A 15,143-nucleotide genomic window follows, 5' to 3' on the forward strand; every position below is an offset into this window, starting at 1 on the left:
GCATTCTCCTTATAGATGTTTCGGATTTCGGTAGGGATCAACTAAAGCTTCCGCGGTCCATTTTTCCGCAAGTTCTTTATAAGATCCTTTTTTATCATGGTTTTGCATTTTTTCGTCTGCTTTCAAAATTGCATAGGACACATATACATTTCGTTTACCAGCGCTAGCAAATTGTAACGATAAATCGACACCCATCCATTCTTTTCCTAAGCTTTCGTTAATTCCTTCTAAATTTAGGTAAAGTTGTTTGTTGAATAGTAAGCAGTCTTCAGTTGCTGCTTGAATATTTCTTGGTAAAGCAATTCTGTAATAGTAACCTAAGCTTTTACCAGGGGTGCCTTTTTCAGGATAAAGTAATCGACCTTTGTCTGTATCAACTGATACTCCCACTGTTTCCACGCGATAGCGTGCGTCAACTACGCGGCCAGTCACTAAACCAGAGGTCTCTTGTTGACCAATGTTCATTAACTCTTTTAACCAATCATTTTTCGTTGGTACCAATCCAGCATTTAATAAAGCCACATATTCTCCCTTAGCAGCTTGAATCATGCCATGACGAGTTTCTGTTGAAACATAACGAAGACGGTCATTTTGGATATTTATTTGATTCTCGAAGCGTGCAGGCAATAGAATTTCATAATTTGTATAGGCAGTTTTTTCTAATAATTGACGTAAGTAGCTACTCATATTCTCTGTATCATTCGTAATAATCAATGATACCATCGGCACATGATCATAAAGATAGTTAATTTTATAGGAACCATAAAATTCGGCAATCTCTACTTGTGCTTTTAAGCCACGGCGTTCCGTCGCCGCTTGAACCGCTTTTTGACCAGCCACATAGGCGTAACCTTTGCTTTCAGGGTTTAGAGCAGTCGATGATTCAATGGCACGCCAATGATACATCATACCAGGAATGTGCTTGATTTTCGTTGCTTGTTCCGTTGCTCGCAATACGAAATCATAGTCTTGAGCGCCGTTATATGCTGAGTTCAATCCGCCTACTTTTTCTAATAAATCACGTTTCACAACAACAAAGTGTGTAATGTAATTATGATTTAAAATCAGTTCTGGATTCCAGTCCGATTTGTAAAACGCGTTGAAGCGACGACCATTTTCTGTAATTTTATCTTCATCAGTATAAAGAAAATCAATCGTTGGGTCTGTGTTTAAAGCTTTGACCACTTCATATAATGCTTGTGGCGCTAATTCATCATCGTTATCCATGAAACCAATAAAATCGCCAGTAGCAATCGACAAAGCTGAGTTAGTTGCTTCTGAAATATGTCCGTTTTCTTCGCGATAAATAACTTTGATTCGTTGATCTAGTTCTTTATATTTTTCTAGCATGGGCTTAATATGTTCGCTTGGCGATGCATCATCTGCTAAACATAACTCCCAATTTTCATAGTACTGATTTTGTAAAGAAGAGACACATGCTGCAAGCCATTTTTCTTCGACATTATAAACAGGCACAGCGACAGAAATTTTAGGCTGGAATTGGAACGTTTTAATTTCCGCTAAAACTGCCTCCACGTCAACAGGGGCTTCTGGTTTTTCTTGTCGTTTAAAGTACCACTTCACTGAGCCCATCAAACCACGTGTCTGAATCGAACGCCATGCTCGATCAAATTTCGTACCTGGTTGAACCATGTTTGGACGCTCCACCACGTATTGAACCTTCTGGCCTGATTTGGTGTCAATGTTTAACGTGTAGGCTGGTAAATCTTCTGGATCTTTAATCGTAATGACAAAACCATAATCTTGATCGCCTTCTAATTCAAACATATCAATAACATCACGACGGTATTCTGTTTCCACTGTATAAGTGACTGATTCACTAGCTTCTGCAATGCTGAATCTTAGCGGATAATTTGTTTGTTTGTCATACGCCCACCCTCTGATAACAGAAACGTTATTTTCTACATCGCGAGCAATATCGTCGATGGTTAAATTAATCATTTTATCAAATTTAGTTAACGTGATTCGTTTATATTTTCCAGTAGGCATAGGGGCAGTCTCCGTCTGTTTATTCATTTCTTCTAAAAATTGATTTCTTTCATCTAACAGTGCATGAATAAAGGTATTTTCACGTTCTGAATAGTTGCCTTCAAAGAAATAATCAATGTCTACTGTCAGGTCTTTGCCTGCCATTTGTGCATCGGTTACTTCGATTACAGGGACTTGCGTATCTAAGAAATAATAGATATTCTCTTGTACCAGAAAAGCATTCGTGGCTGCGACTGGGACTGTCTCGCCGTCTATCGTCGTGGATAATTTAATAATTGCCCCCGTTAAACTTGGGAATAATTTTATCAGTTGGACGTCTTCTGGTATCTTCAGTTGGAACTGTTTTGTTTCAGGTTTTTGTAAATCAACTGGTTGATCCAACTCAGTCTCTTTTTCTTCGCCGCAATTAATTAAAATATGAACGTTTTTTTCATTGTATGAATTTACTGGTGTCACTCGCTCTGGCTGTTCTACTGGTTCAGCAGTCAAGGCAAAAAAGTACTGATACACTTCGCCAAAGGGACGCGCTTTAAAAGCTGCTTGTACTTCTACAGGTAACGCTTCATACGTCGTAGGAATTTCGTTGTAGCCAACTTGATTAAATGTAAAATCTTCTTTGGCAATGTATAAACCAACTTCTGCAAAAACTTTTTCAAATCCTTCTTGTAAATAGAATGATTTATGCGTAGCATCCAACAACCCAGTTTCATTCCACGTTAAACGATTATTAAATAAATCAATTAAGACAGAATTATGCGCCAAATTAGGGAAAGTGATTAAGATTTGACCGCCTGGTTTTAAAAACGGTTTGACTTTTGCTAAGGCGCTTTGAGGATTCATTAAATGTTCCAACACATCTGCAAAAACGATATAATCAAACGTCTTACCAGCAAAGTATTCGACCCAATCATTTTCATCAATATTGCCATAAAAGGCATCTGTTGAAAATTGACTGACATGATCATAAAGTTCTTTGTCTAATTCAACAATTGAGACCTGGCACTTTTTTTCTTCCATCAAATAGCTAGTCATTCGCCCATTACCTGGACCAAATTCCAAGACATCACTATTTTCTTTGATTTGTGCTACGATTTTCCCAACACTGGTACTCTCGTCTGTTTCCATTTCAAAATCATACTTCATCTTTTGTCGTATCCTTCCATTTATGATCTAAGATGACAATTCCTTCTCCGGCATAACGACCGGTAATAAACATCGTCACGTATTTTGTTTTGTAGACTAATGGGACTGTTGCATGTTCCTCAAAGAAAGCAATATCAAAATAATATTCACCTGTTAATAATGACATTTTTTCATATTCTAAATAAAAAACATTCCGTCCTTTTTTCCAAGGAATTTGCACACCATCTAATAACGTATTTAAGCCACAGACATAATGGTTGTCCACTGTTCGAATAGCGACCCCACAAACAGGCTTCTTAATTTGGTCATTTTTGACAGTATATTCAATTTTTACAATAACTTTTTCATCTTGCGTTACCATTTCTAATGGTTCATAATCCGCATTTAAAAGTTCCGCATGATCCACTTCAATAATATCTGGTGTTGGGGTTTCATCTTTCATGGTCGCTTCGCGGTCAACCGTTTTAATTGATTTCTTTTTCAAAAAGTTTTCGTAGTTGGTCGTCACGTCCATCGTATCTCCATATTCAACGACTTTCCCGTGTTGCAACCAAAAAGTTCTATCACAAAAACGGCGGATGGAGTTTACATCGTGAGAAACAAATAAAATTGTTTTACCAGAATTTTTAATTTCCGTAAATTTTTCCATACATTTTAATTGAAACTCTAAATCCCCGACAGCCAACGCTTCATCGACAATTAAAATATCTGGGTCCACGTTAATAGCTACCGCAAAAGCCAAGCGGACAAACATACCACTAGAGTACGTTTTAACTGGTTGATACAAATGATCGCCGATGTCAGCAAAATCAATGACATCTTGGACACGCTCTTCCATCTCTTCTCGGGAAAAACCCAAGACCATTCCATTTAAGAAAATATTTTCATATCCTGAATATTCAGGGTTAAAACCTGAACCTAATTCAAGCAACGCTGAAATTTTCCCATTAATCACCATGGACCCGGAGGTTGGTGTTAGTACTCCTGTAATAATTTTTAACATGGTTGATTTTCCAGAACCATTTTCGCCGACAAAGCCAATCATCTCGCCTTTTTTAATTTGCATCGTGACATCGTCTAACGCATAAAACAAATCGTGGTAGGATTTTTTGGTTGGACTAAGCGCTTCTTTAAACCGATCGGACGGCTTTTTATACATGTTGTATGTTTTGGTAATATGTTGGATATCGATTGCATATTCTGACATGTCGTTCTCTCCTTATAGTACATCTGAAAAATGTGGTTTTAAGCGTCTAAACACGGTTGAGCCAATTAATAGTAAAACAATAGTAACTCCCCAGAAATATAAGCTATATTGCCAATGTTCCCAGAACCATGCACCGCCTAAATAAGATTCGCGGTATCCTTGAACAATATAATATAATGGATTGATTTTTAAGATTGTCGCAATCATTCCAGTTGGTTGCCATAAAATTGGCAATGTCCACATAACTGTTTGCATAATGATATTGATAAATTGCATAATATCAGGTAAAAATGGTTGTGTTGAAGCAGTAATCCACGTAATTGCTGTTAAAAAGACTAATAAACAAGCTAAGTAGTAAATTAATTGCAAACTGTACAGACTTGGGTAATAACCGTTAGCTGTAGTAATTACAAAACCAATTAGAATGAAAAACAAGTGGGTGTACAAGTTCGATAAAATTTTAGACGTTGGTAAAATTTGTACATTAAACACGACTTTTTTAACTAAATAACTATATTCACGAAACACATTCGTGGCTGATAATAACGAATCTGAAAAGAAGAACCAAGGTACCATCCCTGTTACTAAATAGACAATGAATGGCATATTGTCGCCAGCTCTAGAACGAAGGCCTACAGAAAAGACAAACCAATACGTCAAAACAGTTACTAATGGCGTTAAAAACGCCCAGACAATTCCTAGTGCTGAACCAGCATACTTGGCCTTAAAATCATTAAATGAAAATTGTAATAACAATTTTTTGTTCTGAAAAATATTCTTGAAAATTGAAAATGTTTCTTTAAACATATACTTATTCCTTCCGTAATAAACTATTTTTATCTAAAATTTTTGGATACAAAAATGCCATTTTAAACAACATTTCTATTTTATCGATAAACGCCTAGCTTTTCAATAGTAGACCCCTTTTTATAAAGAAAAATTTAACTGATTTCGCTATATTAAAAAATCTTGTCCAATTTTTAGGAGATTATGCTACAATAATGGAGGTCTTGCATTTTTTTGCACGGAAATTATTTTTGAGAGAAGGGAAATTATGGTTCTTTTTATTATTTACGTATTTCTGTCTTCTGCTGGTCTGGTCTTATTTAAACTAGGTTCTAGCAGTTTGAACATCCAACTCCAACAAACAATCTTTTCAATGAATATCTCACTTATTTCTTTATTAGGTTTATTTTGTTATTTAATTAGTTTTATTTTATGGATGTTAATTATTAGTCGTTCCGATGTTTCTTACATTGTTCCTTTAGGCGTTGCCTGTACAAACATTGCTATTTTAATCGCTTCAAATCTGATTCTAAAAGAGACGATCACAACGAATGCCCTTATTGGTGCTGTGGTTATTATTGTCGGCATTGTGATTATGAATCTTAAATAAAACAACAAAGACCTTAAACTCCAACTTAAGGTCTTTGTTGTTTTATTTAATATAGATTTTTAAGCCAATAAAACTGTCTCAGTTCACTTAATTTAATGATAATATAACTAAAAACAATTAACAAAAAAACTTGTACAACATATGTTTTAAAGTTATCGTACGTTAACTTTTGAATCCCTAATTGACTAGCTGCATAAAATAGTAAATATTTTATCGGATTTTGCGCTAAATAAATAATAATACTAGATTTTCTTAAAAAGTCACTTCCAGGAATACGTATATTTTCTAAATTAAAACTTAAAATAACCACTAACACAGCAACTATTGGTAACGTAAAATAGTTTTGTGCATCATAAAAAACACCTAATTGTTGCGCAAATTTCACTTCCTTTAGTCCTACATAAGAAAAAATAACAATACCTAAAACTAAGAATAAATTATTTAAAGGCTTTTCAAATACATAGTTTGCTAAAAAATAGCCTATAATCACATAACAAATCGTAGAAATCATCGAAAAAGATATAGAACCATAAAAAGGCACTTGTTTAATCCATTCAATGTCAAAGTACCACTTACCATAAGTAGAAGTAAATACTCCTATCAGAAAGCTAACAATTCCAATTGTTAATAATACTTTCTCACCAAAATAACTTCGGATGTAATAAATAATAAATACACTCATTACTAATGCGATTAAATACCAAGAAACACCTATTCTGGGGACATAGCCTAATAATATGCTCAGTATAAATGATATTTTTCCTCTTAAATCCATTTCCCCTTTAACAAAATTCATAATAGATACGATAAAGAAGGGAATGTAAAAGATCAACCACGAAAGATATACTTTTAAGATTCTTTTTATATAATTGAATAGTATTTTTTTATCTTTTTCTTTTTCTCTAAAAGAAATTTTTTTAAACAAAAAATATCCAGATACTATGAAAAAAAACGGAACAGAAAAGCGGGCTAATATTTTCAAATCACTACCCAAAATAGATTTAGAGGGAAAGGTATGAATTCCAACTACACTTAATGCAGCAATAAATTTGAAGGCATCCAATACATCATTATTGTTTTTAGTCATTTTTCCCCTCTCTATTCTCCCATTTTTCTTCAGATTTCATGATAGATAATTCTTGCAATAATGTTTTAATGCGATTTTCGTGTTTTGAAATCAACACAGAATTTTTAATTTCCATGATTAAAAGGACAATCACCGCAGCTGATAATAAGAAGTTTGATGTTGTTTCAAACCCAAAGGCCATTGCTAACCATTCTGCCACATGCGGGAAAATAGCAAAAATAATTAAGACAATTGAGATTAATAACCAAATCAAAGCATTTTTTAGGAGAAAAATATTTTTATTAATTCCTCGAATAATGTATAAGAAAAAGCCAATTGCAAATAAAAATAAAGCTAGCCACAACACGGTTGGTAGCATTAATCTCCCTCCTTCATAAAGGCAGCAATCAGAATTGCTGAGCCGACTTCCAGCATATACTTCACAGAAGCCAATGCACGAATCGAAGAAACACCACCAAGCCGTTCCATCATATTGACAGGTCTTTCAACAATCACAAAACGTTTTTTAATTAAGTGAACAATCGATTCTGGCTCAGGATAATTTGTCGGATAACGCTTTGCAAAAAAAGCAATCACTTTCCGATTTCCCGCTCGATAACCAGAAGTCACATCATAAATTGTTTTACCAGAAGCCATTCGAATACAAAAGGATAACAAACGAATACCAAAACGGCGCATTTTCGTACTTTGAAAAGCCGCTTCGTTTCCAGGAATGAAACGAGAGCCAATCGAAAAATCACATTTACCCTCTGCTAATGGTTCCAGTAAAATAGGTAAACTATTGATATCATGTTGACCATCACCATCAAACTGAACCGCAACATCATACTCATTTTCTAAGGCATATTTATAGCCGGTCTGTACCGCCCCGCCAATACCTAAATTCAACACTAAATGAATGGCATTAATTTGGTTGGCTTCTAAAATTTGTTTGGTTCCATCTGTCGAGCCATCATTAATTACCACATAATCCAATTCATGTTGAAAATGCGTAACTTCCTGTTTAAATGTTTCAATGGAAGCAATCGTCCGCAAAATGTTTTCTTCCTCATTGTAAGCAGGAATGATTAAAAGTACCTTCATAAAGAGAAACACCTTTCCACTTTTTCTCTAACAAAACCCCTCACTTACACAAAACAATTTATTGTTGAACATTTTCTAACATTTGTGCTAAGGCTTCTTGCCAAGTAGGAATTTTAAAGCCTAACGCTTCTGTTTTACTTAAATCCATGACAGAATATTGTGGTCTTTGCGCCTTTTGTGGAAATTGAGTTGAATCCACTGGCAATACTTCCACTTCAGTATCTTTTAAAATTTCTTTAGCAAACTGATACCAGCTACAGCTGTTTTCATTAGACAAATGATAAACACCAAATGGCGCTTTTTCTGCAATAACAAATGCCATAAATTCGGCTAACGTTCTTGTCCAAGTTGGGCGGCCAAACTGATCGTCCACTACCGTTAGTTGGTCTCTTGTTTCCGCTAATTTTTGCATGGTAAAGACAAAGTTATGACCGTATTGACCAAATACCCATGATGTTCGAATAATATAATAGTCGTCCAGGATTTCTTGGACCGCTTGTTCACCTAATAACTTCGTCCGACCATACTCATTTAAAGGATTCGGTTGATCATCAATCGCATAGACGCCTTCTTTTTTAGTTCCATCAAAAATATAATCTGTACTTACGTAAACAAGTGTCGCCCCCACTGCTTTAGCAGCTTCTGCAACATGACGTGTGCCGTCTACATTCACTTTTTCATCTAATTCCTTGCCTTCATCTTCTGCTTTATCAACAGCTGTATAAGCAGCACAATGATAAATGACGCTTGGTTGAATTTCTTTCACTTTTGCCAACGTACTATCCGCATCAGTAATATCTAATTCTGTGGAATCCGTTGAAACATACTCAATTCCTTGTTCGTCTAATAGGTGACGTAATTCTGTGCCCAATTGGCCATTTCCACCAGTAATTAAAATCATTTTTTTCGCTCCTTCTTGAAAAAAAGGCAGGGCAAAGTAGCTTTTGTACTTTGCCATCGCCTTTCGACTGTTATCTCACATGTCAGAAAAAATTACTGACCATTTTGTGCATATTTTGCTTCAACAGCTTCTTTATCTGCACGCCACCAGTCTTCATTTTCTGTATACCACTTGATTGTTTCTGCCAAGCCTTCACGGAAATTCGTGAATTCTGGTTCCCAACCTAATTCTTCGCGTAATCTGGTTGAGTCAATCGCATAACGTAAGTCATGTCCTGCACGATCGTTGACATGCTCATAGGCATCAACAGGTTGTCCCATTAATTCTAAAATTAATTCCATCACTGTTTTATTGTCTTCTTCACCATCGGCTCCGATTAAATATGTTTCGCCAATTTGCCCTTTTGTTAAAATTGCCCAAACAGCCGAAGAATGGTCGTTTGTATGAATCCAGTCACGAACATTTTTACCAGCACCATAAAGTTTTGGTGTAATGCCGCTTAAGACATTGGTAATTTGACGAGGAATAAATTTTTCAATATGTTGATATGGCCCATAGTTATTTGAACAATTTGAAATTGTTGCTTGTAAGTTGAAAGAACGAACCCACGCTTTGACTAACAAGTCAGATCCTGCTTTTGTTGAAGAATAAGGACTTGAAGGATTGTAAGGCGTTTCGGCAGTGAATTTTTCCCCTTCGCCTTCTCCATGTCCTGGTAAATCTTCTCTTAAAGGTAAATCGCCATAAACTTCATCAGTCGATACATGGTGGTAACGAACATTGTTTTTACGGCAAGCTTCGATCAATGTGTACGTCCCAATCAGATTGGTTTGTACAAATGGGAATGGGTCGTTTAATGAGTTGTCGTTATGCGATTCAGCAGCATAGTGAACGACCGCATCTGTTTCAGCGACTAAACGATTAACTAATTCAGCATCAGCGATATCTCCTACGACTAATTCCACACGATCACTTGGTAGACCTTCAAGATTTTTTTCATTTCCTGCATACGTTAATTTATCTAATACAGTTACATGAACTTCTGGATGATTCTTTACAACATAATGAACAAAATTTGAGCCGATAAAACCAGCTCCACCTGTTACGATGATTTTTTTCATAATTGAAACTCTCCTACTTTTTTCTTAAATTTCGCCATAGATAAACGGATTTTCCGCTTCAAATTCTTTTAAGGTTGGATGTTTTTGATCCTTTTCTGACGTAATCGCTTTTTCTGGCGCAATTGGCCAATCAATAGCTAACGCTGGATCGTTAAAAGCAATACCGCCGTCTGCTGCCGCATTGTAGTAATTGTCACACTTGTACATAAAGTTCACGTTCGGTGTCAAAGTGACAAAACCATGGGCAAAACCTTTTGGTACTAAAAGCTGACGGTGATTATGTTCTGATAAAATGTAGCCTTCCCATTGGCCATAGGTTGGACTCCCTTTACGAATATCAACAATCACATCTAATACCGCACCTGTTACAACACGAATTAGTTTTGTTTGCGCAGCTTCGCCTTTTTGAAAATGCAATCCACGCAAGACACCTGCTTCTGTTGATAATGAATGATTATCTTGGACAAAGTCAAAGTCTAATCCATGTTCTGCAAATTTAGCTTTGGAATAACTTTCTGTAAAAAAGCCACGATGATCACCGAAAACATCCATTTCGATAATTTTGACATCTTGTAATTTTGTATCAATAACTTTCACGTTTCTTCGCTCCTATTCTGCTGCTAAACGTAGCAAGTATTGGCCGTAGCCATTTTTCTTCAATGGTTGTGCCAATTCTACCAATTGTTCTTTTGTAATATAGCCCATTCGATAAGCAATTTCTTCCAAACAAGCGACTTTTAAATTTTGACGTTTTTCAATTGTTTCAATAAATGTTGACGCTTCTAATAAGGATTCGTGTGTGCCTGTATCTAACCAAGCAAAGCCACGGCCCATTACCTCAACAGAAAGTTTATTTTTTTCAAGGTAGACTTTATTAACGTCTGTTATTTCTAATTCCCCACGTTCTGACGGTTTGATTCCTTTTGCAATTTCAACCACTTCATTGTCGTAAAAATACAAACCTGTCACTGCGTAATTTGACTTCGGTTGTGCTGGTTTTTCTTCAATAGAAAGCGCCCGCATCTCTTCATCAAATTCTACCACGCCGAAACGCTCTGGATCATTTACATGGTAACCAAAGACTGTTGCCCCTGACTCTTTAGAAGCCGCTCGTTGCAACATTTTTGATAAGCCGCCACCATAATAAATATTGTCCCCTAAAACTAAGCAGACACTGTCATCACCAATAAATTCTTCACCAATAATAAATGCTTGCGCCAAACCATCTGGGCTTTCTTGTACCGCGTATTCGATATGAATGCCTAAATCATGGCCATCGCCGAATAAGCTTTCAAAACGTGGTGTATCTTCTGGTGTAGAGATAATCAAAATTTCATTAATTCCCGCCAACATTAACGTTGACATTGGGTAATAAATCATTGGTTTGTCGTAAATTGGCATTAATTGTTTTGATGTTGCTTTTGTTAGCGGATATAAGCGTGTCCCGCTTCCGCCTGCTAAAATAATTCCTTTCATGAACAATCTCCTTAAATACTTCTATTTTTAGTTTCTATAAAACCAAATATCCTTCCCTATTATCGCATTAAGCATAGGGTTTGTCATGTTTTTTACGTAAATTTTACAAATCTGTAAAAGTTTAGCGTTGTTCCTTTAAACGCTGATGTAAAGCTTTTAATAAATTCACACGCCAATTTAATTTTTGTTGGAAACTTGTTTTGGTAATAATAGGGCTGACATTCGCTCCATGTCTTCGGTAAAGCACTAATGGTTCTTTAATGAAACCCGTTTGCTTTTTCCGTGCAGCTAATAAGCCAATCCACATATCATGCATAGGAACTTCTGGCGGAATGGGTAAAATGACGTTTTTCATCTCTTGACGAAAGGCCATACCTGCCCCAATATAGCCACTTTTTATCGCATTTCGCCAAAACCCTGGTTTGACTTTTCGAAACTTAAAATAAGAGGGATTGGTAACTTGTAAATCCGCATCAACAATTTTCAAGTCACTAATAACCACTTGGATGTCAGGGTGCGTTTCAAAATATTCTGTCACCGTCGTTACTTTATTTGGCAACCAAACATCATCTTGATCTGCTAAAAATATCACTTCGCCTTTCGTATGCGTAAGCGCAAATGCAAAATTAGCAATCACTCCTTGTCCTGGACCTTGTAACAATTGAATTTGGGGATAATTCGCTGCATACGTTCTCAAAATTTCCAACGTATGATCAGTAGAACCATCATCTGAAATAATTAGTTCATCTTCTTCACTGACTTGTAAAAGAATACTATCTAATTGTTCCGCGAGATATTTTTCTCCATTATATGTCGCAATACAAACTGAGATCATAGATTATCCTTTCATTAACTTGAGAAATTCTGCCAATGTTTGCCGCCAAATTTGGCGATTTTTGACAGTTAAAAATTGCTTACTACTGCGTAAAAATAAATGGCGTCGATGATGGGAAAACTTTTCTTGATCATATCGACGATAAAATAACGTTTCTGCTTCAATAATAGAGCGATAACGTTGAGGACTCATTGTACGATAATCTAAAACAGACAATTCTTGTTTTAGGTGGATTGGTAAGACTTCAATCTTTTTATTGGCTTGATTTAATTGATAAAAGAACCAATGGTCTAAATAGTCCAAAGGAAATTCTTCCGAAAATTCTTCCAACCAGCGCAGTGTTTCTGCCGTAATGACTGTACCAGAATTGATAGCCATCAACGGTTGGTTGGCTATCCCTGCTGTTGGCTTTGCTCCTTTAAGTCCAACATATTGATCACTATATACTGGCGAAATTTGTTGTCCATTTGCTTCTACAATTGGAACATAGACTGCCACAGTCGGATCTAACGGCATGATGATCAACGTATCAAAATAAGAGGCTGGCACTTCTGTGTCTTGGTCAAGGAGCAACAATAATTCACATTGATTCGTTTGACTAAAAGCAATCGCTTCATTATAAGCGGTCGCTAGGCCTGGATTATCAGGATTATGTCGATAAGTAACATTTTGTTGTAAAAATAATGCATCTTCTTGAGGAAGTGGGCTGTTGTCATAAATAAATAAGTGCAATTCGGTGTGATCTACCACTTCTTTTAATAACAAATAATTCGGCGTATCAGCCATTTTCATTTGATATAAGACGATGACTACCGCTAATCTTTGACTCATTAAAAGAACCTCCAGCCCCATTTGTTAAAAAATTTCCCCATTGATTGCATAAAGATTTTAAACAATTTACGACTTTTATGGGCGCCCTTTTCATACATGTGAACAACCGTTTCAAAAGGCGTATAGAGAATCCGATAGCCTGCTTTGCCAAAACGTAAACATAAATCGTTGTCTTCAAAGTACATGAAGAAACGTTCATCGAACCCACCAATTTCAACGAATTTCTCACGATCAATCAACATAAAACAGCCTGAGCCCATTTTAATATCCGTTGTTTCTGTATCCGACAAATCGCGACATTCATAAATACTCAAACGTTTATCAAAAATTTTCTTTACAAATTGAAAGGGAATAAAACGTAACATATAATCGAAGACATCTAATTTTTGACGAACTAAATATTGCGTCGTGCCATCTTCATTTAACACTTTAGGGCTAACGACTGCAATGTTCTTATCTATTTTGATACGGTCTAATAGACGATCAAGCACGTCTTTAGTAACCAAAACATCGGGATTAAAAATAATTGCATACTTTGTCGAAACATTGAATAACACTTGATTATGACCATGACCAAACCCTTGATTTTCTTCAGCGCGATGGATAGTAATAAATGGTTCATATGTTGTTAATTTTTCAAGATACGCTGTTTCAGAATGATTGTCATAGATATGAATATCATAGATACTATCAGTACCTAGTTCGGCTTTTAATTGGTCTAGTACATTAAAAATGTAACGACTATTATAAGTGACAATCGAGATTGTTACCATTTCTTGCATGCTCATTTCTCCTTACTACTGAAACATCGTCTTAAAAAAAAAGCATATGTTTCACACATATACTTTTTTAAGTTTAATGGAATTATATCATAGGTTTACGCTCTCGCAAAGCAACCTAAAGATTTCTTTACTTTCTCTTAGAATGCTTGCCAAGTCGCTTTTTCATTTGCTCCTGACGATATTCACGATTCCCTAAAATCCGTAACAAATACATCAACGGTTGATGTCCTTCGCCAACTAGACCGATTAGTTCAATGAATAGTTCTAAGCCAATTAAACAAAAGACAATTAATAAAATTGATGCTACTGTACTTGAATAGCTGAACAATAAAGAGACAAAGGAAAAAACTAACGCTAATGCATAAATAGTCATGACCGCCCCTTTATGGGTAAAACCTAAAGATAACAAGCGGTGATGCAAATGCATTTTATCTGCTGAGGAAATGGGCTTCTTGTTCAATAGCCGTCGAATAATTGCATAAACCGTATCCGTAATTGGCACACCTAAAATCACCATTGGCGTAATTACCGTAATAAACGTAGCATTTTTCAAGCCCTGTAACGACATTACTGCAATCATAAACCCGAGGAATAACGCCCCGGTATCTCCTAGAAATATTTTAGCCGGATAAAAATTGTATGGGAAAAATCCCGCAATGCTCGCAACTAAAATAAAAATAACAATTGGGATATAGACCGTTTTAGCATGTAGGAAAAAATACCCTGTAATACCAATCGTGGTTAATCCAATAATGGATACGCCTGATGCTAAACCATCCAAACCATCAATTAAATTTACTGCATTCGTAATCGCTAAAATCCACAATAAAGTTAGTGGTAAACTAAACCAGCGCAAATCAATCATTCCAACAACTGGCAACGTCACAAAATCTATCCGAATTCCAGCAACAAAATAAATAACTAATGCTGCTAACAAAATACCGATTGTTTTTTTCATTGGAGTAATCTCTTTAATATCATCAATGAGGCCTGTCAAAACAACCATTCCACCAGCCAAAATAATCGGCCAAATATAATCTTGTGGGATAATCGAACGAAAAATCAATAAACATGAACTAGCAAAAGCAATGTAGATTGCAAGTCCTCCTGCTGTAGGCATATTTTTGGTATTGATTCGTCGCTCTCCTGGTGCATCGTAGGCGCCAATCCGAAACGCTAGAAGCTTAACAAGTGGTGTTAATAGCAAAGATAAGATAAATGTCATAAATAAACGTATTAAAACTTCATAAATAAATAGTGACATAGTCGAA

At 35.8% G+C, this 15,143-nt stretch carries 15 protein-coding genes; 1 reads left to right on the forward strand and 14 read right to left on the reverse strand.

The window, feature by feature from the left end; all coding sequences use genetic code 11:
- Positions 1-9: 9 nt before the first annotated feature.
- The 3 genes from IGJ90_RS09280 to IGJ90_RS09290 are packed head-to-tail and all read right to left on the reverse strand — an operon-like array spanning position 10 to position 5,167.
- Positions 10-3,153, reverse strand: coding sequence for a glycosyltransferase (locus tag IGJ90_RS09280; protein ID WP_438768022.1), 3,144 nt, complete (start codon positions 3,151-3,153; stop codon positions 10-12).
- Complete coding sequence (locus tag IGJ90_RS09285; RefSeq protein WP_002356901.1) at positions 3,143-4,360, reverse strand: ABC transporter ATP-binding protein; 1,218 nt, start codon at positions 4,358-4,360, stop codon at positions 3,143-3,145. The genes IGJ90_RS09280 and IGJ90_RS09285 overlap by 11 nt, the downstream gene beginning before the upstream one ends.
- Positions 4,361-4,372: 12 nt before the next feature.
- Positions 4,373-5,167 carry an ABC transporter permease gene (locus IGJ90_RS09290; protein WP_002356900.1) on the reverse strand — a complete coding sequence of 265 codons (795 nt, stop codon included), beginning with the start codon at positions 5,165-5,167 and terminating at the stop codon, positions 4,373-4,375.
- Between the two features lie 169 nt (positions 5,168-5,336).
- On the opposite strand from IGJ90_RS09290, the gene IGJ90_RS09295 reads away from it, so the two are divergent.
- Positions 5,337-5,756: an EamA family transporter gene (locus IGJ90_RS09295; RefSeq protein WP_434102445.1), complete on the forward strand. Its 420-nt coding sequence runs from the start codon at positions 5,337-5,339 to the stop codon at positions 5,754-5,756.
- Between the two features lie 46 nt (positions 5,757-5,802).
- Here IGJ90_RS09295 and IGJ90_RS09300 read toward each other — a convergent pair whose 3' ends face one another.
- The 11 genes from IGJ90_RS09300 to IGJ90_RS09350 form a co-directional block, all read right to left on the reverse strand.
- A complete protein-coding gene (locus IGJ90_RS09300) occupies positions 5,803-6,843 on the reverse strand; it encodes an acyltransferase family protein (RefSeq protein ID WP_002366951.1) in 1,041 nt (346 codons plus the stop codon).
- Positions 6,836-7,201 carry a DUF2304 domain-containing protein gene (locus IGJ90_RS09305; RefSeq protein WP_002359899.1) on the reverse strand — a complete coding sequence of 122 codons (366 nt, stop codon included), beginning with the start codon at positions 7,199-7,201 and terminating at the stop codon, positions 6,836-6,838. Before IGJ90_RS09305 ends, IGJ90_RS09300 begins: the two co-directional genes overlap by 8 nt.
- A complete protein-coding gene (locus IGJ90_RS09310) occupies positions 7,201-7,926 on the reverse strand; it encodes a glycosyltransferase family 2 protein (RefSeq protein WP_002366952.1) in 726 nt (241 codons plus the stop codon). Before IGJ90_RS09310 ends, IGJ90_RS09305 begins: the two co-directional genes overlap by 1 nt.
- Positions 7,927-7,984: 58 nt before the next feature.
- Complete coding sequence (gene rfbD / locus IGJ90_RS09315) at positions 7,985-8,827, reverse strand: dTDP-4-dehydrorhamnose reductase (protein WP_002356895.1); 843 nt, start codon at positions 8,825-8,827, stop codon at positions 7,985-7,987.
- Between the two features lie 92 nt (positions 8,828-8,919).
- Positions 8,920-9,948 (reverse strand): dTDP-glucose 4,6-dehydratase, encoded by a 1,029-nt coding sequence (rfbB, locus tag IGJ90_RS09320; RefSeq protein WP_002359895.1) that lies wholly within the window; start codon positions 9,946-9,948, stop codon positions 8,920-8,922.
- Positions 9,949-9,972: 24 nt separating this feature from the next.
- Positions 9,973-10,545: a dTDP-4-dehydrorhamnose 3,5-epimerase gene (rfbC, locus tag IGJ90_RS09325; RefSeq protein WP_002356893.1), complete on the reverse strand. Its 573-nt coding sequence runs from the start codon at positions 10,543-10,545 to the stop codon at positions 9,973-9,975.
- 12 nt (positions 10,546-10,557) lie between these two features.
- Positions 10,558-11,424, reverse strand: coding sequence for a glucose-1-phosphate thymidylyltransferase RfbA (gene rfbA, locus IGJ90_RS09330; protein WP_002364387.1), 867 nt, complete (start codon positions 11,422-11,424; stop codon positions 10,558-10,560).
- 121 nt (positions 11,425-11,545) lie between these two features.
- Complete coding sequence (locus IGJ90_RS09335; protein WP_002366953.1) at positions 11,546-12,259, reverse strand: glycosyltransferase family 2 protein; 714 nt, start codon at positions 12,257-12,259, stop codon at positions 11,546-11,548.
- 3 nt (positions 12,260-12,262) lie between these two features.
- Positions 12,263-13,090, reverse strand: a complete 828-nt coding sequence (locus tag IGJ90_RS09340) for a glycosyltransferase (protein ID WP_002366954.1) — start codon at positions 13,088-13,090, stop codon at positions 12,263-12,265.
- Positions 13,090-13,878: a glycosyltransferase family 2 protein gene (locus IGJ90_RS09345; RefSeq protein ID WP_002366955.1), complete on the reverse strand. Its 789-nt coding sequence runs from the start codon at positions 13,876-13,878 to the stop codon at positions 13,090-13,092. The genes IGJ90_RS09340 and IGJ90_RS09345 overlap by 1 nt, the downstream gene beginning before the upstream one ends.
- 121 nt (positions 13,879-13,999) lie before the next feature.
- On the reverse strand, positions 14,000-15,136 hold the full coding sequence (locus IGJ90_RS09350) for an MraY family glycosyltransferase (RefSeq protein WP_002366956.1): 1,137 nt from the start codon (positions 15,134-15,136) through the stop codon (positions 14,000-14,002).
- Positions 15,137-15,143: the final 7 nt, after the last annotated feature.

This window comes from Enterococcus sp. AZ129 (assembly GCF_051714505.1).
In the GTDB taxonomy this organism is placed as follows: Bacteria; Bacillota; Bacilli; order Lactobacillales; family Enterococcaceae; genus Enterococcus; species Enterococcus faecalis.